The following is an 18,883-nucleotide window of genomic DNA, read 5'->3' on the forward strand; positions in this document are numbered from 1 at the left end:
CCAGGGCGGCGATGTCGGCGAAGCGGGTGGAGCCCGCGAAACCGTAGATGAGCGAAGCGCCGTACAGCAGCAGGCCCGACGACAGGGCGCCCAGCACGAAGTACTTCAGGCCCGCTTCCGACGACTTGGCGTCGTCGCGGCGGAAGGCCGCCAGGACGTACAGGGCCAGCGACTGCAGCTCGACGCCGATATAGAGGCTGATCAGGTCGCCGGCCGAGGCGGTGACGCCCATGCCCAGCGCCGACAGGATCACCAGCACGGCGAATTCGAACTTCTGGTCGCCGCGGACGGCCAGCCAGCGGTCGCCCAGCACGATGGCCACCGCGCTGAAGCCGTAGATCGCGACCTTGGCGTAGGTGGCGGCCGCGTCGGCGGAATAGACGCCGTTGAAGGCGTGGCCGTGCGGTCCGACCACGGCGGCCACCGCCGCGCCCAGCAGGGCCAGGACGGCCGCGCCGGTGAACAGCGGCGTGACCTTGCCGTGGAAAGCGCCCCAGACCAGCAACACCAGGGCCGAGGCCCCGAGGATCACTTCGGGAAGAACGAGGGAGAAGTTGGCGGCGAACGTCATGGGGTCCCTCACCCGCCCACGGCGGCGCGCCAGGCGCCGACGAGCCCGTCGACGGACGACGCGGTCAGGTTGAAGATGAGATTGGGATAAACACCGAGCACCAGGGTGCCGATGATCAGCGGGGCGAAGATCAGGATCTCGCGAGCGTCCAGATCGGTGATGGTCTTGAGCTCGGGATTGACGATCTCGCCGAACATCACGCGACGGTACAGGTTCAGCGCGTAGACCGCCGACAGGATCACGCCCGTGGTGGCGACGATCGCCGTCCAGGTCGAGGCCTGATAGGTCCCTGTCATGGTCAGGATCTCGCCGACGAAGCCCGAGGTGCCCGGCAGGCCGACATTGCCCATCGTGAACAGCATGAACACCGCAGCGTACCAGGGCATGCGGTTGGTCAGTCCGCCGTAGAAGGCRATCTCGCGGGTGTGCATGCGGTCATAGACCACGCCGACGCAGAGGAAGAGCGCGCCCGAGATCAGGCCGTGGCTCAGCATCTGGAAGATCGCGCCCTGCTCGCCCGCCACGTTGCCCGAGAATATGCCCATGGTCACGAAGCCCATGTGGGCGACCGACGAATAGGCGATCAGCTTCTTGATGTCGGTCTGACGGAAAGCGACCAGCGAGGTGTAGACGATGGCGATGGCCGACATCGCGAACACCAGCGGCTGGAACAGCTCCGAGGCGTTAGGGAACATCGGCAGGCTGAAGCGCAGGAAGCCGTAGCCGCCCATCTTCAGCAGGATGCCCGCCAGGATCACCGAACCGGCCGTCGGAGCCTCGACGTGGGCGTCGGGCAGCCAGGTGTGGACCGGCCACATGGGCATCTTGACCGCGAAGCTGGCGAAGAAGGCCAGCCACAGCCAGGTCTGCAGCCACGGGGCGAACTTGAAGACCATCAGCGCCGGGATCGACGAGGTGTGGGCGATGGCGATCATCGACAGGATCGCCGCCAGCATCAGCACCGAGCCGAGCAGCGTATAGAGGAAGAACTTGTAGGCCGCGTAGACCCGGCGCTTGCCGCCCCAAATGCCGATGATCAGGAACATCGGAACCAGGCCGCCCTCGAAGAAGAGGTAGAACAGGATCAGGTCCAGGGCGCAGAACACGCCGACCACCAGGGTCTCGAGCACCAGGAAGCAGATCAGGTACTCGACCACGCGCTTATCGACCGACTTCCAGCCGGCGATGATGCAGATCGGCAGCAGGAAGGTGGTCAGCAGGACGAACAGGATCGAGATCCCGTCCACGCCCATGCGGTAGTGCAGACCCGCAAACCAGTTGAGGTCTTCCACGAACTGGAAGCCCGGGTTCTTGGCGTCGAACTGGGCGACCAGCACGACCGACAGGGCGAAGGTGACCAGGGTGGTCGCCAGGGCGATCCACCGGGCCAGGCTGTCCGTCTTGGCGTTGTCGCCCTGCGCGGCGCGAACCGCCAGCAGCAGGACCACGCCGATGAGCGGAGCGAAGGTTGTGAGGCTGAGAAGGCCGGTCATCGATCTTCCCTAGTGGAAGCGGAACAGGGCGTAGGCCAGCAACCCGGCGACACCGAGCAGCATGACGAACGCGTAGTGATAGAGGTAGCCGGACTGCAGCTTGCCGGTCCGACGGCCGACGTCGTAGCTGACGGCGCTGACGCCGTCGGGTCCGAAGCCGTCGATCAGCTTCTGGTCGCCGCCCTTCCAGAACAGGTCGCCGAGGAACTTGGTCAGGCGCACGAAGGTGGCCTGGTACAGCTCGTCGAAGAACCACTTGTTGTAGAAGAACACGTACAGCGGGCCGTTGCGGGCCGCGAGCGCGGCGCCGAGGCGCTCATTGCCCTTGATCAGATAGACCCAGACGGCGATCAGCAGGCCGAGGATCGAGGCGACCAGCGGGCTGTACTTCACCCACTCGGCCACTTCATGGGCCTCGTGCAGCACGTGGTTGGTCGGGGCGTTGTAGATCGCGCCGCGCCAGAACTCTTCCTGGTGGTGACCCACGAAGAAGTCGACGAACACGAAGCCGGCGAAGATCGCGCCGATCGACAGCACGATCAGCGGAACCAGCATCACCCACGGGCTCTCGTGCGGCTTGTGATCATGGCCGTGGCCGTGATCGTCATGCGCGTGATCGTCTGCCAGCGGCTCGTCATGGGTCTCGGCGTGGGCGTGGTCGTCATGACCATGGGCGGCGTGCGCGTCATGAGCATGGTGATCGTCGTGACCCCAGCGGGCCTGACCGTTGAAGGTGAAGAAGGCCAGCCGCCACGAGTAGAACGAGGTCAGGCCGGCCACCAGCACGCCGATCGCCCAGGCGAACATCGCGATGCCGTTGTGGCCGCCGGCGGCGTAGGCCGCCTCGATGATGGTGYCCTTCGAGTAGAAGCCCGCGAAGCCCAGGTGCAGCGGCGGCAGGCCCAGACCCGTGATGGCGATCGTGCCGACGGTCATGGCGATGAAGGTCACCGGCAGCAGCTTGGCCAGGGCGCCGTACTTCCGCATGTCCTGCTCGTGGTGCATGCCGTGGATCACCGAACCGGCGCCCAGGAACAGCAGCGCCTTGAAGAAGGCGTGGGTGAACAGGTGGAACATCGCCGCCTGGTAGGCGCCGACGCCGGCCGCGAAGAACATGTAGCCCAGCTGCGAACAGGTCGAATAGGCGATGACCCGCTTGATGTCGTTCTGGGTCAGGCCGACCGTGGCCGCGAACAGGGCCGTGATCGCGCCGATCACCGTGACGATGTTCTTGGCGACGGGCGCGTATTCGAACATCGGCGACAGCAGGCACAGCATGTAGACGCCGGCGGTGACCATGGTCGCCGCGTGGATCAGGGCCGAGACCGGGGTCGGGCCTTCCATGGCGTCCGGCAGCCAGGTGTGCAGGAAGAACTGCGCCGACTTGCCCATCGCGCCGATGAACAGCAGGAAGCAGGCGATGTCGACCAGCGGGAAGGTGTGTCCGGCGAACTCCCAGGTGCGCGCGGCGCTGGTCGCGATCATCGGGAACAGTTCGTGGAACTGGATCGTGCCGTAGGCCCAGAACGTGGTCATGATGCCGAGGGCGAAACCGAAGTCGCCCACGCGGTTGACGACGAAGGCCTTGATGGCCGCGGCGCTGGCCGACGGCTTCTTGAACCAGAAGCCGATCAGCAGGTACGAGGCCAGGCCCACGCCTTCCCAACCGAAGAACAGCTGCATGAAGTCGGCGGCGGTGACCAGCGCCAGCATGGCGAAGGTGAACAGCGACAGGTAGGCGAAGAACCGGGGCTTGTCCGGATCCTCGGCCATGTAGCCCCAGCTGTAGATGTGCACGAGGGCCGAGACCGTCGTCACCACGATCAGCATCACGCACGACAGGGCGTCGATGCGGATGGACCAGTTGGAGACGAAGTTGCCCACGTGGATGAAGGGCAGCAGGTCGACCGTGAAGGCCTCCATGTGACCCCAGGTCCACTGGCTGAACGTGTACCAGGACAGGGCGCAGGCCAGGATCAGGCCGCCCGTGGTGATCGCCTGCGAGGCGACGTCGCCGATGCGGCGGCCGAACAGGCCGGCGATGATCGCGGCGATCAGCGGCGCGAAGACGATGATGGTGACGAGAGTCTGCACTGCGATCAGCCCTTCATCACGCTGGCGTCGTCGACGGCGATGTCTCCGCGGTTACGGAAGAACGTCACCAGGATGGCCAGGCCGACGGCCGCTTCGGCCGCGGCGACGGTCAGCACGAACATGGCGAAGACCTGCCCCGTCACGTCATGCAGATAGACCGAGAAGGCCACCAGGTTGATGTTCACCGCCAGCAGGATCAGCTCGATCGACATCAGGATGACGATGATGTTCTTGCGGTTCACGAAGATGCCGAAGACGCCGATCGTGAACAGGATCGCGGCGACGACGAGATAGTGAGACAGGCCGATCATTCGCTGATCCCCTCGCCCGGCTTGATCTGCACGATTTCCATCCCGGTCTTAGGCGTGCGGGCGTTCTGCAGGCCGATGTTCTGGCGCTTGACGCCCGGCTTGTGACGCAGGGTCAGGACGATGGCGCCGATCATGGCCACCAGCAGCACCAGGCCCGCCAGTTGGAAGAAGAAGATGTAGTCGGTGTACAGCACGCGGCCGATCGCCTCGGTGTTCGGCACGCCGACCGGCGAGGCCAGGGGTTCGGCGTTCTTGCCCGCCGCGCCGCCGGTCACCACCGAAGCGGCGACCATGATCATCTCGATCGTCAGCACGCCGCCGACCAGGCCGCCGATCGGCAGGTACTGGGCGAAACCCTGCCGCAGCTCGGCGAAGTCCACGTCGAGCATCATCACGACGAACAGGAACAGCACCGCGACCGCGCCCACATAGACGACGATCAACAGCATCGCCAGGAACTCCGCGCCCAGCAGGACGAAGAGGCCGGCGGCCGAGAAGAAGGCGGTGATCAGGAAGAGCACCGAGTGCACGGGGTTCTTGGCCGAGACGACGAGAAGACCCGCCACCACGGTCGCTACCGCGAGCAAATAGAAAGCTATCGCCTGCAAGGCAGGTGCTCCCTCAGAAAACCATAAAACACGACGAGCCGGACGGCCCGCCGCTAACCCTCGGAATCGCGCCCCGTCCTTTAGCGGTAGGGCGCGTCCAACTCCAGATTCTTCGCGATCAGCCGTTCCCAACGGTCGCCGTTGTCGAGCAGCTTTTCCTTGTCGTAGTAAAGTTCTTCACGCGTCTCGACGGCGAACTCGATGTTCGGTCCCTCTACGATGGCGTCCACCGGGCAGGCCTCCTGGCACAGGCCGCAGTAGATGCACTTGACCATGTCGATGTCGTAGCGGGTCGTGCGGCGGCTGCCGTCGTCGCGCGGCTCGGCCTCGATGGTGATGGCCTGGGCCGGGCAGATGGCTTCGCACAGCTTGCAGGCGATGCAGCGTTCTTCGCCCGACGGATAGCGACGCAGGGCGTGCTCGCCGCGGAAACGGGGCGACTGCGGGCCGCGCTCGTTCGGATAGATCACGGTCTTCTTCGGCGCGAGCATGTACTTGATGCCCAGGCCGAAGGCGCCCGCGAAGTCGAGCAGGGCCACGCCCTTGATCGCCTGTGTGATGCGCTGGAACACCAGAGCTCTCCTAACACTTCTCTTTTGGGAAGGGACGCGCGTCCCTGCCCGCTTCGATCTGTTCCCGGCGAATAGCCTGCCGGGTAATGCATTCCTTGGCCTTGGCGTCGGCCTTGCGCCGCGCCTCCACCTGCTCGTCCATGGAAGCTGTCTGCGGCGGCCGGATGCCCCGCGGATGCTCCCAGGCGGCGCAACCGGACAGGGCGATCATCGAGATCAGTCCAATCCAGCGCGCCCTGTGCGTCATTTTCCGCCCTTCGGAATGACGCACGTGTAGTTCGAAAGCTGGGTGGGGTCGCCCCCATCCTGCTTGGCTTCGATCTTGCCACCGTCGGCGGCGCATCTCTCGCTGTCCCGGCGCAGCTGGTCATAGCCGACCGTGCCGCGCCCCAGCGAATACGACGCCTTGACCGGGGCGGCGCCGTCGGCCGCGCAACCGGCCAGGGCCAGGGCGAAACCGGCGATCACCAGGTATGTCGTGCTGGCGATCACCCCTGCAGTCCGAAGACGCGCCAGGCCGAGACCAGCATGACCAGCACCAGCGACATCGGCAGGAAGACCTTCCAGCCCAGGCGCATCAGTTGGTCGTAGCGGTAGCGGGGCACGATGGCCTTGGCCATGGCGATCATGAAGAACGCCACGACGATCTTGAAGTAGAACACCAGGGCCAGCAGGAAGTTGACGAGGAATGGCGGCCAGCCGGCCGTGAAGCCGATCGGGAAGCCCGGGTTCCAGCCGCCGAAGAACAGCACGCTGATCATCGCGCACATCAGGACGATGTTGGAATATTCGGCGACCATGAACAGCAGGTACGGGGTCGAGCTGTACTCGACCTGATAGCCGGCCACGAGTTCGGATTCGGCTTCGGGAAGGTCGAACGGAGGGCGGTTGGTCTCGGCCAGGGCCGAGATGAAGAACATGCCCATGGCGATGATCATCACCGGCGCCAGGATGATGTTCTTCAAGCCCGCGCCGCCGAACACGTTCCAGTTCCAGATCCAGCCCGATTGTTGCTCGACGATGGAGCTGAGGTTCATGGTGCCGGCCAGCAGGATCACCGTGATGATGATCAGGCCGATCGACACTTCGTACGACACCATCTGCGCCGCCGAGCGCAGCGCGCCCAGGAACGGGTACTTCGAGTTCGAAGCCCAGCCGCCCATGATGATGCCGTAGACGCCCAGCGAGCTCATCGCCAGCAGGTACAGGACGCCGACATTGAGGTTGGACACGACCCAGCCCGGCGCGAACGGCACCACGGCCCAGCCCACGAAGGCCAGGACCAGGCTCAGCAGCGGAGCCAGCAGGAAGATCACCTTGTCGGCGCCCGCCGGGATGATGATTTCCTTCAGCACGAACTTGAAGAAGTCGGCGAAGGACTGCAGCAGGCCGAACGGACCCACCACGTTGGGGCCTTTGCGCATCTGCACGCCGGCCCAGATCTTGCGGTCGGCCAGCAGCAGGAAGGCCAGGCTCAGCAGGACCCAGATCACGACCAGCAGGATCCCGCCGGTGGTCAGCAGGGTCCAGGAAACGGCGGGGTTGGCGAGGAAAGCCGAGAGCGCTTGCATCGGCCTACTCCGCCGCGATCTTGGCGGCGCCGGAAACCGTGGCCGCGCATTCGGCCATGGTCACGCTGGCGCGCGCGATGGGGTTGGTCAGGTGGAAGGCCTTGATCGGGCTCTCGAACGGAGCGTCCGACAGCTCGCCTGCGCCGCCTAGGCCCGACAGGTCGAACGCGGTCGGGATCGAGCCCGGCGCGAAGTCGATCTGGCCGAAGGTCGGGTGCTCGGCGAACAGCCGGGCGCGCAATTGGTCCAGGCTGTCATAGGGCAGCTTGTGACCCAGGTGCTCGGACAGGGCCCGCAGGATCGACCAGTCTTCCTTGGCCTCGCCCTTCGGGAACACCGCCCGTTCGCCCATCTGGACGCGGCCTTCGGTGTTCACGTAGAGGCCGTTCTTCTCGGTATAGGCCGCGCCCGGCAGGATGACGTCGGCCTTGTGGGCGCCGGCGTCGCCGTGAGTGCCCAGATACACCTTGAAGGCGTCCGAAGCGGCGGTCTCGCACTCGTCGGCGCCCAGCAGGAACAGCACGTCCAGCGCGCCCGGCTTCAGCATCTCGCCGGCGGTCAGACCGCCCTCGCCCGGGACGAAGCCCAGGTCCAGGCCGGCCACGCGGGCGGCGGCGGTGTGCAGCACGTTCCAGCCGTTCCAGCCGTCGCGAACGACGCCGAAGGTCTTGGCGACCGCGGCGGCGGCCTTCAGCACGGCGGCGCCGTCGGCGCGGCTGAGTGCGCCCTGGCCGATGATGATCGCCGGACGTTGGGCGTTCTTCAGGGCGGTCACGAAGTCGTTCTTGGCCTTGGCCAGGCCCGACAGGGTCTGGGTCCCGGCGCCGAGATAGTCGTAGTCGAAGGTCAGGTCGGCCTGTTCGCCGATCACGCCGAAGCGGGTCTTGCCGGCGATCCACTGCTTGCGGAAGCGGGTGTTCAGGACCGGAGCCTCGAGGCGCGGGTTGGCGCCGATGAACAGCACCACGTCGGCGTTCTCGATGCCGGCGATGGTCGAGTTGAACAGCCAGCTTTCGCGCGGACCAGCGCCCAGGGTCGAACCGTCCTGGCGGGCGTCGAGGTTATTGACGCCAAGGGCGGTGAACAGATCCTTGGTGGCCTTCAGGCTTTCGGCGTCCTGCAGGTCGCCGGCGATCACGCCGACGCGGTCAGCCGGAGCGACCTTGATCTTGGCGGCGACAGCGGCGAAGGCCTGGGCCCAGGTCGCCGGTTGCAGGCGGCCGCCGACGCGGACGTACGGACGGTCCAGGCGCTGACGCTGCAGGCCGTCGACGGCGTAGCGCGTCTTGTCGGAGATCCACTCCTCGTTGACGTCCTCGTTGACGCGCGGCAGCACGCGCAGCACCGCGGCGCCGCGAGCATCGACGCGGATGGCCGAGCCCAGGGCGTCCATGACGTCCACGCTCTCGGTCTTCTTCAGCTCCCAGGGCCGCGCCTCGAAGGCGTAGGGCTTGGAGGTCAGAGCGCCGACCGGGCACAGGTCGATGACGTTGGCGCTGAGCTCCGACGTGACGGCCGCGCCAAGATAGGTCGTGATTTCAACGTCTTCGCCGCGCGAGATCAGGCCGATCTCCGGCGAGCCGGCGACTTCGGTGATGAAGCGGACGCAGCGCGTGCACTGGATGCAGCGAGTCATCACGGTCTTGATGAGCGGGCCCATGGCCTTCTCTTCAACCGCGCGCTTGTTCTCGTGATAGCGGCTGTCGTCGCGGCCATAGCCCATGGCCTGGTCCTGCAGATCGCACTCGCCGCCCTGGTCGCAGATCGGGCAATCCAGCGGGTGGTTGATGAGCAGGAACTCCATCACCCCTTCGCGGGCCTTCTTGACCATCGGGGTCTTGGTGAAGATCTCCTGGCCCTCGGCGGCCGGCAGGGCGCAAGACGCCTGCGGCTTCGGCGGACCGGGCTTCACCTCGACCAGGCACATGCGGCAGTTGCCGGCGATGCTCAGACGCTCGTGATAGCAGAAGCGCGGGATCTCTTCCCCGGCCAGTTCCGCGACCTGCAGAACCGTCATGCCGGGCTCGAACTCGACCTCGACGCCGTTGACCTTGGCGATAGCCATTTACTTACTCCGCCGCGATCAGACTGGCGCCCTGCACGTGCAGGCGACCCGTCCGGTACGATGCAATCCGGTCTTCCACCTCGTGGCGGAAGTGACGGAACAGGCCCTGGATCGGCCAGGCGGCCGCGTCGCCCAGGGCGCAGATGGTGTGACCCTCGACCTGGGTCGTGACGTCCAGCAGGGTGTCGATCTCTTTCGGATCGGCCTCGCCCGTGGCCATGCGCTCCATGACCCGCCACATCCAGCCGGTGCCTTCGCGGCACGGCGTGCACTGGCCGCAGCTCTCGTGCTTGTAGAAGTAGCTCAGGCGGGCGATGGCGCGGACCAGGTCGGTGTCCTTGTCCATGACCATGACGGCGGCGGTGCCCAGGCCCGACTTCAGGGCGCGCAGGGCGTCGAAGTCCATCGGCAGGTCTTCGCACTGTTCGGCCGGAATCATCGGCACCGAGGCGCCGCCCGGGATCACGGCCTTCAGGTTTCCCCAGCCGCCGCGAACGCCGCCGCAGTGATCCTCGATCAGCTGGCGGAAGGGGATGCTCATCGCCTCTTCGACGTTGCAGGGCAGGTTCACGTGGCCCGAGACGCAGAACAGCTTGGTGCCGGCGTTGTTGGGACGGCCAAAGCCGGTGAACCAGGCCGCGCCGCGACGCAGGATCGTGCCGGCGACGGCGATGCTTTCGACGTTGTTGACGGTCGTGGGCATGCCGTAGAGGCCCGCGCCGGCCGGGAACGGCGGCTTCAGGCGCGGTTGGCCCTTCTTGCCTTCCAGGCTTTCCAGCAGGGCCGTCTCTTCGCCGCAGATATAGGCGCCGGCGCCGTGGTGGACGTAGATATCGAAGTCCCAGCCGTGGACGTTGTTCTTGCCGACCAGCTTGGCGTCGTAGGCCTGCTTGATGGCGGCTTCCAGCACTTCGCGTTCGCGGACGTATTCGCCGCGGATGTAGATGTAGCAGGCGTTGGCCAGCATGGCGCGGGAGGCGATCAGGCAGCCTTCGATCAGGAGGTGCGGGTCATGCCGCATGATCTCCCGGTCCTTGCAGGTGCCCGGCTCGGATTCGTCGGCGTTGACGACCAGGTAGTGCGGACGACCGTCCTTCACTTCCTTGGGCATGAACGACCACTTCAGGCCGGTGCCGAAGCCCGCCCCGCCGCGGCCGCGCAGGCCGGAGTTCTTCATGTTGTCGATGATCCAGTCGCGACCCGCGTCCAGGATGTCCTTGGTGCCATTCCAGCAGCCGCGCTTCTTCGCACCTTCCAGGCCCCAATCATGGAGGCCGTAGAGGTTGGTGAAGATGCGGTCCTTGTCTTCGAGGATACCGACCATGACTCAGCTTTGCGGATCGAATGGATGGGCGCGCACATACCGCGTCCGACGAATGATGACATAGGCGAAAAGCGACCAGGCGGCGCCGATCACCAGGAAAGCGACGGGAACCGCCCAGGCGGGGGCTCCCTGGCCCATCCGACCCCAGATCAGGAGCAGGGCTCCGATCAGGGAGCCGAGCAGGCCCGCGATGCGCTCGTTGCGGTAAAGACCACGGATGGACTTCACATAGGCAACACGCCGTTCCAGTTCAGAAGGGGCCAGGAGTTCAGGATCGCCGGTCACGACGTCTTGCCCTCCTCGTCCTGCTTGGCGGCCTTCATCCAGCCCAGGATGAACCAGAGCTGCGCGCCCAGCCCGACGGCGATGGCGCCGATGAACACCGGCGCCAGCCAGCCGATCCCGGCCGCGACGTAGCCGATGATCGCCGCGCCGGCCAGCACGAAGCAGACCACGTCGATGGCGAACATCGTGGTCAGGCGCTTCTTCTGGATGGCGTCGGCGTGATTCATTCGACGATCTTCGGGTTGGACTTGGCGGTCACGGCGGCCTTGGCTTGCGCGGCGTGACGCAGGGTGACGATCAAGGTGGGCAGGCCGCCCAGGATGATCAGCCCGAAAAAGACCGGCATCTGGTTCCAGGTCAGAAAGGCCCATAGGGCCAAGCCCGTGCACGTCCAGTTGAAGACGAGCGCAAGCCAGAAGGCTTTCGACTTCACCAGGCCGGACATGTCGGGCTTCTGAGCCATCAGGCCGCGGGCTCCGTCTTCGGAGCTTTCTTGGGCTTCTCGGGCAGGTTGGGGATCTTGATCTTCTTGGCCAGCGAGCCGTCGTACAGCTTCGGATCCGTCAGGGTCTGGATCGCCCCCTTGGGCTCCGACGCGCCACGGCCGTCATAGCTGCCCGGCTGGGGCGACTTGCCGGCGGCGAAGTCGTCGAGGATCTGGGCCAGGCTCTCCGGCGTCAGGTCTTCGTAATAATAGTCGTTGATGGCGGCCATCGGCGCGTTGCAGCAGGCGCCCAGGCACTCGACCTCTTCCCAGCTGAACTTGCCGTCGGCCGAGACGTCGTTGGCTTCGCCGATCTTGGCCTTCAGCACGGCCTTCAGGTCCAGCGCGCCACGCAGCTGGCACGGCGTGGTGCCGCACAGCTGGACGAAGGCGACCTTGCCGACCGGCTGCAGCTGGAACATCACGTAGAACGTGGCGACCTCCAGCACGCGGATGACCGGCATCGCCAGTTGCTTGGCGATCTCCTGGATGGCGGGCTCGGACACCCAGCCTTCCTGCTTCTGGGCCAGCCATAGCATCGGGATCACCGCCGACTGCTTGCGCTCGGCGGGATACTTGGCTTTCCACCAATCGRCCTTGGCCTGGCTCTCGATCGAGAACGCAAAGCTGACCGGTTGATCCTTGGCTAAACGACGGACGCTCATCGTGCGAAATCCACGCGGGCGATCTTGTCGCCCTTGAAGGTGTAGATGGCGGCGACCTCGAAGGTCGGATCGCCGTTGCCGCGGTCGACGCGCTCGTGATCGATCACGTTCGCGCCCACCACGATGCGGTTGACCAGCTCGGCCTTGTTGCCCGGAAAGTCGGCGAAGGTCTTGGCGTAGAACGCCCGATAGGCCTCGATGCCGGTGCGCGCCACATCGCCGTTCAGCCCCGCCACGACGACGTCTTCGGCGAAGTGGGCGCAGTGGGCATCCAGGTCCTGGGCGTTGTAGGCGTCCAGCTGAGCTTGAGCCACCTTTTCGAGATTAGGGGATTCCAGACTCACCGGTCGACCTCGCCGAAGACGATGTCGRGCGAACCCAGGATGGCCGAGACGTCGGCCAGCTGGTGGCCGCGGTTCATCCAGTCCATGGCCGCCAGGTGCGAGAAGCCCGGAGCCTTGATCTTGCAGCGATACGGCTTGTTGGTGCCGTTGCTGACCAGGAACACGCCGAACTCGCCCTTGGGCGCTTCCACGCAGGAATAGACCTCGCCTTCCGGCGTGCGGAAGCCTTCGGTGTAGAGCTTGAAGTGGTGGATCAGGGCTTCCATCGACCGCTTCATCTCGGCGCGGCGCGGCGGGGCGACCTTGTTGTCCTCGGTCATCACCGGGCCGGGCGTGGCGCGCAGCTTTTCGACGGCCTGCAGGATGATCTTGGTCGACTCGCGCATCTCTTGCATGCGGCACAGATAGCGATCGTAGCAGTCGCCGTTCTTGCCCAGCGGGATGTCGAACTCGAAGTCGCTGTAGCCCTCGTAGGGCTGATTGCGGCGCAGGTCCCAGGCGATGCCCGAGCCGCGAACCATCACGCCCGAGAAACCCCAGGCCAGCGCGTCTTCCTTGGTCACCACGCCGATATCGACGTTGCGCTGCTTGAAGATGCGGTTGTTGGTGATCAGGCCTTCGATGTCGTCGCAGATCTTCGGGAAGCCCTTGGCCCACTTCTCGATGTCGTCGATCAGTGACGGGGTCAGGTCCTGGTGGACGCCGCCCGGGCGGAAATAGTTGGCGTGCAGACGAGCGCCGCAGGCGCGCTCGTAGAACACCATCAGCTTCTCGCGCTCCTCGAAGCCCCAGAGCGGCGGCGTCAGGGCGCCGACATCCATGGCCTGGGTCGTCACGTTCAGCAGGTGGTTCAGCACCCGGCCGATCTCGCAGAACAGCACGCGGATGAGGCTGCCGCGCTTGGGCACGTCCACGCCCAGCAGCTTCTCGATGGCCAGGCAGAACGCATGTTCCTGGTTCATCGGCGCCACGTAGTCGAGGCGGTCGAAGTACGGGATGTTCTGGAGGTAGGTGCGGGCCTCCATCAGCTTCTCGGTGCCGCGATGCAGCAGGCCGATGTGCGGATCGACGCGTTCGACGATCTCGCCGTCCAGCTCCAGCACAAGGCGCAGCACGCCGTGCGCGGCCGGGTGTTGCGGACCGAAGTTGATGTTGAACTTGCGAACGGGGGTTTCCGGCACGGCCGGCAGCGACGGCGCGTCGTGGAAGAAGTCGGTCGCGGCGGCGGGGGAATTGGAACCAGTCATGACTCTTACGCGTCCCCTGCCCGCTTCTCAGCCTTCTCGTCGCCCGGCAGGGCGTACTTGGCGCCCTCCCACGGAGACAGGAAGTCGAACGCGCGGAACTCGGTGATCTTCACGGGCTCGTAGACCACGCGCTTCAGTTCGTCGTCATAACGGACCTCGACATAGCCCGTCATCGGGAAGTCCTTCCGCAGCGGATGGCCGTGGAAGCCGTAGTCGGTCAGGATCCGGCGCAGGTCGGGGTGGCCGTCGAAGAAGATCCCGTACATGTCGAAGGCCTCGCGCTCGAACCAGTCGGCGACCGGGAACACCGGCGTCACGCTGGGAACGGCGGTGTCCTCGTCGGTCTGCACCTTGAGGCGCACCCGGTGGTTCTTGATCAGCGACAGCAGGTGATAGACCACGTCGAACCGGCGCTCGCGCTCCGGATAGTCTACGCCCGTCAGGTCCACCAACTGGTGGAACCGATAGTCGGGATGGTCGCGCAGATAGGTCAGCGCCTGGACGATCCGATTGGACGGGCCCAGCAGGTTCAGCTCGCCGAACGCCACGTGCCAGGCGGTGATCGCCCCGGCCGAGTTGGCGACGATCGCCTGGCCCAGCGCTTCCAGGGGCGAAAGCGTCACTTCAGTGGAAACAACGTCGGTCATCGCTCGATCGTCCCCGTGCGACGGATCTTCTTCTGCAGTTGCAGCACGCCGTAGACCAGGGCCTCGGCGGTGGGCGGGCAGCCGGGCACATAGATGTCGATCGGCACGATCCGGTCGCAGCCGCGCACGACGCTGTAGCTGTAATAGTAGTAGCCGCCGCCGTTGGCGCAGCTGCCCATCGAGATGACGTAGCGCGGCTCGGGCATCTGGTCGTAGACCTTGCGCAGAGCCGGAGCCATCTTGTTGGTCAGGGTGCCGGCGACGATCATCACGTCCGACTGGCGCGGGCTGGCGCGCGGCGCGAAGCCGTAGCGCTCCAGGTCGTAGCGCGGCATGGCCGAGTGCATCATCTCGACGGCGCAGCACGCCAGGCCGAACGTCATCCACATCAGGCTGCCGGTGCGGGCCCAGGTGATCAGGTCGTCGGCGGCCGCCGTGACGAAGCCCTTGTCGGCCAGTTGACCCGACAGACCGTCGAAATAGGGGTCGTGCAGCTTGGGGTCATAGCCTTGCACCGTCGACCGCGCGGCCGAGCCGGCGGGAACGAGGGGCGAGCTAGGGGCCGCGCCAGTGGGGGGAATGATCACTCCCATTCGAGGGCGCCCTTCTTCCATTCGTAGATGAAGCCGACGGTCAGAACGCCAAGGAAGGTCATCATCGACCAGAACGCGAAGGCGGCCACGTCATGGGGCAGCTTCATCAACGAAACGGCCCACGGGAACAGGAAGGCCACTTCAAGGTCGAAGATGATGAACAGGATCGAGACCAGGTAGAACCGGACGTCGAACTTCATGCGCGCGTCGTCGAAAGCGTTGAAGCCGCATTCGTAGGCGGACAGCTTTTCCGGGTCCGGCGCCTTGGGGGCGAGCACCGCTGCGGCGAGGATGAAGGCGATGCCGATGACCGCCGCGATCCCTAGGAAGATCACGATCGGCAGATACTGGAGGAGGAAGGCGTTCATGACAGCCCTTGGCTTGAATCGAGCGGGTTGTAGCCCAGTGTTGTCGACGCTTCAAACGCCTGCGTCACATTGAGAAACGGTCGCAACTGGATCACCTCTACCTAACGACGGTCTGTAAAATTTGAGCCGGCCGCTTCGGTCTCGAACAATACGCCGGATCGCCGCCTTTGGGCCGTTCCGGACGAAATCGCGCACGCTCCGGCCACGTTTTGTCGCTTCTTCGATATCGCCGTTGACACGCCCATCGGCCCGACATATCAGACGCCCCTCGCCGCACGGCGGGTCGCACTTCGCTTCGGCGGAGCCTGATGCGGATGTAGCTCAGTTGGTTAGAGCGCCGGCCTGTCACGCCGGAGGTCGCGGGTTCAAGTCCCGTCATTCGCGCCACCTTCCCTGAAGTTGGCTGCTTCCCACCGCCAGGCCAGTCTATGGAAAACCGCGCCGGACATTTGTTCGCGCCCGACGCGGATGTAGCTCAGTTGGTTAGAGCGCCGGCCTGTCACGCCGGAGGTCGCGGGTTCAAGTCCCGTCATTCGCGCCACTTCCCCATTCTTCTTCCACCACAAGGCCTAGATCCCGCCGGGGATTCGGCTTCGTCGCGCCTCAATAGAATCGCGGGATCGGACCGGGATGCGGGGTCGGGGCGTCGAATTCGAAGAACTCCTCGTCGACGTAGCACCAGCCCCAACCCTCCGGCGGGTCGTAACCTTCGATGATCGGGTGGGCGGTCGCCTTGAAGTGCTTGGTGGCGTGCTTGTTTTTCGACTGATCGCAGCACCCCACATGGCCGCAGGTTCGGCAGAGCCGCAGGTGCAGCCAGGAATCACCTGTCTTCAGGCACTCCTCGCAACCGGCCGTGCCGGGCGTCACGTCCTGGATCTGTTCCAGATGGGTGCATTTCAGCGCCATGGCGGTCTCCCCTGGCCGCCCGAGCGGCCGAACTGTCCACAGGGATTACTGCGCGGATCGCGTCTTAATCGCTAGTACGAAGCGGTCGCCTTGAGGTTCGCGCCCCGCGTTCCGATCTAGCGTGCATGTCGCACGCCCATTCCCTGCCCTTTTCCGTCCTCGACCTGGCCCCCGTTCCGCAAGGAACCAGCGTCGGTCAGGCCCTTCACAACAGCCTGGACCTGGCCCGCCACGCCGAACGGCTCGGCTATCATCGCTACTGGCTGGCCGAGCACCACAACATGCCGGGCATCGCCAGCGCCGCGACCGCCGTGGTCATCGGCCACGTGGCGGCCGGCACCTCGACGATTCGGGTCGGTTCGGGCGGGATCATGCTGCCCAACCATGCGCCGCTGATGGTGGCCGAGGCCTTCGGCACCCTGGCCGCGCTCTATCCGGGCCGCATCGACCTGGGCCTGGGCCGCGCGCCCGGCACGGACCAAGCCACCATGCGGGCCCTGCGCCGCTACATGGGCGCGGTCGACAGCTTCGCCCAGGACGTCGTCGAGCTGCAGGCCTGGTTCCAGCCGGCCCAGCCGGGCCAGGCCGTGCGCGCCGTGCCGGGCGAAGGCCAGGACGTTCCGCTCTGGCTGCTGGGCTCCAGCACCTACAGCGCCCAGTTGGCCGCCGCCCTGGGCCTGCCCTTCGCCTTCGCCGCCCACTTCGCGCCGGATCAGCTGATGGACGCCATCGCCGTCTACCGACGGACGTTCAAGCCGTCCGCGGCCTTGGCCCAGCCCTATGTGCTGATCTGCATCGGGGTCTGCGCGGCCGACACCGACGACGAGGCCCGCCGCCTGTCCACGTCCAGCCAGCAGCAGTTCGTGGCGCTGAGGCGCGGCAATCCCGGCCTGTTGCCCCCGCCGGTCGACGATATCCGCGAGGTCGCTTCGGATTCGGAGATCGCCGGCCTGGATCACACCTTCCGCTATTCGGCGATCGGCTCGCCCGACACCGTCCGCGCCAAGATCCAGAAAGTGCTGGACGCCACCGGCGCGGATGAGCTGATGGCCGCCTCGCAGATCCACGACCACGGCGCGCGGCTGCGGTCCTACGAGATCCTGGCCCAGGTGCGCGGCGCGCTGACGAAAGCCGCCGCCTAGTTCCAGCCGATCAGTTCGGGGACGGGCGCGGGCGCGTCCTCGAACGCGGCGCAGCCGGTCAGCCGGCCATAGATCGCCGACAGCTTGCGGAACACCGGGTCCCAGCCGTGCCGCTGCTCGGCGCGTAGGCGGGCGGCGTGGCCCACGGCGGTCACGTCGCGGGCGAACACCGACTCGACCGCCTCGGCGAAGGCGCGAGCCTCCGAGGCCGTGGCCAGGGCGCCGACGGTTTCGTCCACCGACTCGGCCACGCCGCCGGCGTCGACGCCGATCACCGGCAGGCCGCAGGCCATGGCCTCCAGCACGATCAGCCCGAACGGCTCGTTGTCGTTGGCGTGGACGAAGGCGTCGCAGCCGGCCAGCACGGCCGCCAGGCCCTGCGGATCGCGCTGGTAGTCCATGCAGATCACCCGGTCGCTGGACGGCGCTCCGGCGCCCGCTCCGACGAACAGCAGCACATAGGGGTCRCCCAGGCGCTCGACCGCCTCGACCAGCACGTCCAGCTTCTTCTCCTTGGCCGGACGGCCTGCGAACACTAGGATCCGATGACGGCTGGTCAGGCCCAGCTTGCGCCGCAAGGCCTCTCGGTCGCCGCGGTTGGGATTGAAGATCTCGGTGTCGACGCCCAGCGGCAGGCCAATGGCGTTCTTGACCCCGGCCTCGATCAGCCGGCCGGCGATGAACTGGCTAGGCGCCACGGCCTGGTCGAACTGGCTGTAGATGGCCGCCCAGCGCTTCTGCACCGGCTTCTCCGCCCATTCGCCGATATGCAGCGCCGCCAGGGCGCCCAGGTCGGTGTGGCAGAAGCCGACGACCGGCACGCCCAGGGCGTCGCCGGCTTTCAGCGCCGCAAGACCCGGCGTGTACGGATCACCGGCCTCGATGATGTCGGGCCGCTGGCGGATGAGCCGCTCCATCCAGGCGTTCTTGACCACCGGCCAGCGATAGCCGTCGCCGAACGGCAGGGGCGCGGCGTAGATCGAAACCCGCCCGTGGCCGTCGTGCGCATCGCGCGGACCGGGCACCACCAAGGTGTGCCGGACCTGCGGCCGATTCGCCGCGATCCACGTCCGCTTGGAGTTCAGATAGCGACGCACTCCACCGCTGCGAGGCGCGTAGAGCATGGTGGTGTCAACCAGCCTGACCGGCTTTCCGCCGGGCCGGACCGCCCTGAACAGGGGTTCTTCTGCCTCGTTGAACGCCGAGAGCGGATCAAACCGCAAATCCATCACGCCGGAACCTCGCTTGTCAGCCGCGCCCGTCGTGACGGTCGCAGAGCCTTAAGACACTCACGGGGACGGAGGTTCCTCCGAAGCTGAACCGGTGTCCAGCGCTCGCAACGCGCCGCGACGCGAGAGCGCCTCGCGCAAGAGCATTTCAACCTGGGCGTTGACGCTACGCAGTTCAGCCGCGGCGAGAGACTCGACCGCGGCCAGCACCTCGGGACGCACGCGCATCAGAAACGCGCGGCGCCCGCTTTTCGGCGCGTCTGGGGGGGAAACGGCCAAGGGGTCAGCCGTACAGCGTGCCGGTGTTGACCACGGGCTGGGCCTCGCGGTCGGCGCACAGCACCACCAGCAAGTTGGACAC

Annotated in this window: 23 protein-coding genes and 2 tRNA genes; 3 read left to right on the forward strand and 22 right to left on the reverse strand. The window is 66.1% G+C overall.

Translation table 11 applies throughout. From position 1 onward, the window contains the following. The 20 genes from AC1DZ6_RS03535 to AC1DZ6_RS03630 all read right to left on the reverse strand — a co-directional run. A partial coding sequence (locus AC1DZ6_RS03535) for a proton-conducting transporter transmembrane domain-containing protein (RefSeq protein ID WP_477095813.1) occupies positions 1 to 571 on the reverse strand: 571 nt, incomplete at its 3' end. 8 nt (positions 572 to 579) lie between these two features. Beyond that, entirely contained in the window at positions 580 to 2,064 is a 1,485-nt protein-coding gene (locus AC1DZ6_RS03540) for an NADH-quinone oxidoreductase subunit M (RefSeq protein WP_477095814.1), read from the reverse strand. A gap of 9 nt (positions 2,065 to 2,073) precedes the next feature. Continuing rightward, positions 2,074 to 4,158 (reverse strand): NADH-quinone oxidoreductase subunit L, encoded by a 2,085-nt coding sequence (nuoL, locus tag AC1DZ6_RS03545; protein ID WP_477095815.1) that lies wholly within the window; start codon positions 4,156 to 4,158, stop codon positions 2,074 to 2,076. 5 nt (positions 4,159 to 4,163) lie between these two features. Next, the gene (gene nuoK, locus AC1DZ6_RS03550) at positions 4,164 to 4,469 is read right to left on the reverse strand and encodes an NADH-quinone oxidoreductase subunit NuoK (RefSeq protein WP_477095816.1); all 306 of its coding nucleotides are present in this window, start codon (positions 4,467 to 4,469) and stop codon (positions 4,164 to 4,166) included. Next, entirely contained in the window at positions 4,466 to 5,077 is a 612-nt protein-coding gene (locus AC1DZ6_RS03555; RefSeq protein WP_477095817.1) for an NADH-quinone oxidoreductase subunit J, read from the reverse strand. Before AC1DZ6_RS03555 ends, nuoK begins: the two co-directional genes overlap by 4 nt. 80 nt (positions 5,078 to 5,157) lie before the next feature. Next, positions 5,158 to 5,649 (reverse strand): NADH-quinone oxidoreductase subunit NuoI, encoded by a 492-nt coding sequence (nuoI, locus tag AC1DZ6_RS03560; RefSeq protein WP_477095818.1) that lies wholly within the window; start codon positions 5,647 to 5,649, stop codon positions 5,158 to 5,160. A gap of 10 nt (positions 5,650 to 5,659) precedes the next feature. Then, positions 5,660 to 5,860 (reverse strand): hypothetical protein, encoded by a 201-nt coding sequence (locus AC1DZ6_RS03565; protein ID WP_477095819.1) that lies wholly within the window; start codon positions 5,858 to 5,860, stop codon positions 5,660 to 5,662. A gap of 32 nt (positions 5,861 to 5,892) precedes the next feature. Further along, entirely contained in the window at positions 5,893 to 6,141 is a 249-nt protein-coding gene (locus tag AC1DZ6_RS03570) for a hypothetical protein (RefSeq protein WP_477095820.1), read from the reverse strand. Further along, entirely contained in the window at positions 6,138 to 7,220 is a 1,083-nt protein-coding gene (nuoH, locus tag AC1DZ6_RS03575) for an NADH-quinone oxidoreductase subunit NuoH (RefSeq protein WP_477095821.1), read from the reverse strand. The genes AC1DZ6_RS03570 and nuoH overlap by 4 nt, the downstream gene beginning before the upstream one ends. A 4-nt stretch (positions 7,221 to 7,224) precedes the next feature. After that, positions 7,225 to 9,285, reverse strand: a complete 2,061-nt coding sequence (nuoG, locus tag AC1DZ6_RS03580; RefSeq protein ID WP_477095822.1) for an NADH-quinone oxidoreductase subunit NuoG — start codon at positions 9,283 to 9,285, stop codon at positions 7,225 to 7,227. Positions 9,286 to 9,289: 4 nt separating this feature from the next. Next, the gene (nuoF, locus tag AC1DZ6_RS03585) at positions 9,290 to 10,609 is read right to left on the reverse strand and encodes an NADH-quinone oxidoreductase subunit NuoF (protein WP_477095823.1); all 1,320 of its coding nucleotides are present in this window, start codon (positions 10,607 to 10,609) and stop codon (positions 9,290 to 9,292) included. 3 nt (positions 10,610 to 10,612) lie between these two features. Beyond that, the gene (locus AC1DZ6_RS03590) at positions 10,613 to 10,894 is read right to left on the reverse strand and encodes a hypothetical protein (RefSeq protein ID WP_477095824.1); all 282 of its coding nucleotides are present in this window, start codon (positions 10,892 to 10,894) and stop codon (positions 10,613 to 10,615) included. Next, positions 10,891 to 11,121 carry a hypothetical protein gene (locus AC1DZ6_RS03595; RefSeq protein WP_477095825.1) on the reverse strand — a complete coding sequence of 77 codons (231 nt, stop codon included), beginning with the start codon at positions 11,119 to 11,121 and terminating at the stop codon, positions 10,891 to 10,893. Before AC1DZ6_RS03595 ends, AC1DZ6_RS03590 begins: the two co-directional genes overlap by 4 nt. Next, on the reverse strand, positions 11,118 to 11,357 hold the full coding sequence (locus AC1DZ6_RS03600; RefSeq protein ID WP_477095826.1) for a hypothetical protein: 240 nt from the start codon (positions 11,355 to 11,357) through the stop codon (positions 11,118 to 11,120). Before AC1DZ6_RS03600 ends, AC1DZ6_RS03595 begins: the two co-directional genes overlap by 4 nt. After that, a complete protein-coding gene (gene nuoE, locus AC1DZ6_RS03605) occupies positions 11,357 to 12,043 on the reverse strand; it encodes an NADH-quinone oxidoreductase subunit NuoE (protein ID WP_477095827.1) in 687 nt (228 codons plus the stop codon). Before nuoE ends, AC1DZ6_RS03600 begins: the two co-directional genes overlap by 1 nt. Then, positions 12,040 to 12,381 (reverse strand): nuclear transport factor 2 family protein, encoded by a 342-nt coding sequence (locus tag AC1DZ6_RS03610; RefSeq protein WP_477095835.1) that lies wholly within the window; start codon positions 12,379 to 12,381, stop codon positions 12,040 to 12,042. Before AC1DZ6_RS03610 ends, nuoE begins: the two co-directional genes overlap by 4 nt. 2 nt (positions 12,382 to 12,383) lie before the next feature. Then, on the reverse strand, positions 12,384 to 13,634 hold the full coding sequence (locus tag AC1DZ6_RS03615) for an NADH-quinone oxidoreductase subunit D (protein ID WP_477095828.1): 1,251 nt from the start codon (positions 13,632 to 13,634) through the stop codon (positions 12,384 to 12,386). Positions 13,635 to 13,639: 5 nt separating this feature from the next. After that, entirely contained in the window at positions 13,640 to 14,281 is a 642-nt protein-coding gene (locus tag AC1DZ6_RS03620; RefSeq protein ID WP_477095829.1) for an NADH-quinone oxidoreductase subunit C, read from the reverse strand. Next, a complete protein-coding gene (locus AC1DZ6_RS03625) occupies positions 14,278 to 14,895 on the reverse strand; it encodes a NuoB/complex I 20 kDa subunit family protein (RefSeq protein ID WP_477095830.1) in 618 nt (205 codons plus the stop codon). The genes AC1DZ6_RS03620 and AC1DZ6_RS03625 overlap by 4 nt, the downstream gene beginning before the upstream one ends. Beyond that, on the reverse strand, positions 14,865 to 15,242 hold the full coding sequence (locus AC1DZ6_RS03630) for an NADH-quinone oxidoreductase subunit A (RefSeq protein ID WP_477095831.1): 378 nt from the start codon (positions 15,240 to 15,242) through the stop codon (positions 14,865 to 14,867). Before AC1DZ6_RS03630 ends, AC1DZ6_RS03625 begins: the two co-directional genes overlap by 31 nt. A 310-nt stretch (positions 15,243 to 15,552) precedes the next feature. Here AC1DZ6_RS03630 and AC1DZ6_RS03635 point away from each other — a divergent pair. Continuing rightward, a tRNA-Asp gene (locus AC1DZ6_RS03635) sits at positions 15,553 to 15,629 on the forward strand. 77 nt (positions 15,630 to 15,706) lie between these two features. Further along, a tRNA-Asp gene (locus tag AC1DZ6_RS03640) sits at positions 15,707 to 15,783 on the forward strand. Between the two features lie 62 nt (positions 15,784 to 15,845). On the opposite strand, the gene AC1DZ6_RS03645 is transcribed toward AC1DZ6_RS03640, so the two are convergent. Continuing rightward, complete coding sequence (locus AC1DZ6_RS03645) at positions 15,846 to 16,151, reverse strand: UBP-type zinc finger domain-containing protein (protein ID WP_477095832.1); 306 nt, start codon at positions 16,149 to 16,151, stop codon at positions 15,846 to 15,848. Between the two features lie 125 nt (positions 16,152 to 16,276). Here AC1DZ6_RS03645 and AC1DZ6_RS03650 point away from each other — a divergent pair, with 125 nt between their 5' ends. Further along, positions 16,277 to 17,293, forward strand: coding sequence for an LLM class flavin-dependent oxidoreductase (locus tag AC1DZ6_RS03650; RefSeq protein ID WP_477095833.1), 1,017 nt, complete (start codon positions 16,277 to 16,279; stop codon positions 17,291 to 17,293). Here the strand turns inward: AC1DZ6_RS03650 and AC1DZ6_RS03655 are convergent. Beyond that, on the reverse strand, positions 17,290 to 18,522 hold the full coding sequence (locus AC1DZ6_RS03655; protein WP_477095834.1) for a glycosyltransferase family 4 protein: 1,233 nt from the start codon (positions 18,520 to 18,522) through the stop codon (positions 17,290 to 17,292). The genes AC1DZ6_RS03650 and AC1DZ6_RS03655 overlap by 4 nt on opposite strands. Positions 18,523 to 18,883 lie beyond the last annotated feature (361 nt).

This window comes from Caulobacter sp. P1_B12_2 (genome assembly GCF_056406675.1).

Coding starts and splice junctions, on each gene's coding strand:
- nuoK (WP_477095816.1), bottom strand. CDS start 4,469: ATGATCGGCCTGTCTCACTATCTCGTCGTCGCCGCGATCCTGTTCACG.
- nuoH (WP_477095821.1), bottom strand. CDS start 7,220: ATGCAAGCGCTCTCGGCTTTCCTCGCCAACCCCGCCGTTTCCTGGACC.
- AC1DZ6_RS03595 (WP_477095825.1), bottom strand. CDS start 11,121: ATGAATCACGCCGACGCCATCCAGAAGAAGCGCCTGACCACGATGTTC.
- AC1DZ6_RS03625 (WP_477095830.1), bottom strand. CDS start 14,895: ATGGAAGAAGGGCGCCCTCGAATGGGAGTGATCATTCCCCCCACTGGC.
- AC1DZ6_RS03600 (WP_477095826.1), bottom strand. CDS start 11,357: ATGGCTCAGAAGCCCGACATGTCCGGCCTGGTGAAGTCGAAAGCCTTC.
- AC1DZ6_RS03620 (WP_477095829.1), bottom strand. CDS start 14,281: ATGACCGACGTTGTTTCCACTGAAGTGACGCTTTCGCCCCTGGAAGCG.
- AC1DZ6_RS03630 (WP_477095831.1), bottom strand. CDS start 15,242: ATGAACGCCTTCCTCCTCCAGTATCTGCCGATCGTGATCTTCCTAGGG.
- nuoG (WP_477095822.1), bottom strand. CDS start 9,285: ATGGCTATCGCCAAGGTCAACGGCGTCGAGGTCGAGTTCGAGCCCGGC.
- AC1DZ6_RS03650 (WP_477095833.1), top strand. CDS start 16,277: ATGTCGCACGCCCATTCCCTGCCCTTTTCCGTCCTCGACCTGGCCCCC.
- AC1DZ6_RS03565 (WP_477095819.1), bottom strand. CDS start 5,860: ATGATCGCCCTGTCCGGTTGCGCCGCCTGGGAGCATCCGCGGGGCATC.
- nuoF (WP_477095823.1), bottom strand. CDS start 10,609: ATGGTCGGTATCCTCGAAGACAAGGACCGCATCTTCACCAACCTCTAC.
- AC1DZ6_RS03645 (WP_477095832.1), bottom strand. CDS start 16,151: ATGGCGCTGAAATGCACCCATCTGGAACAGATCCAGGACGTGACGCCC.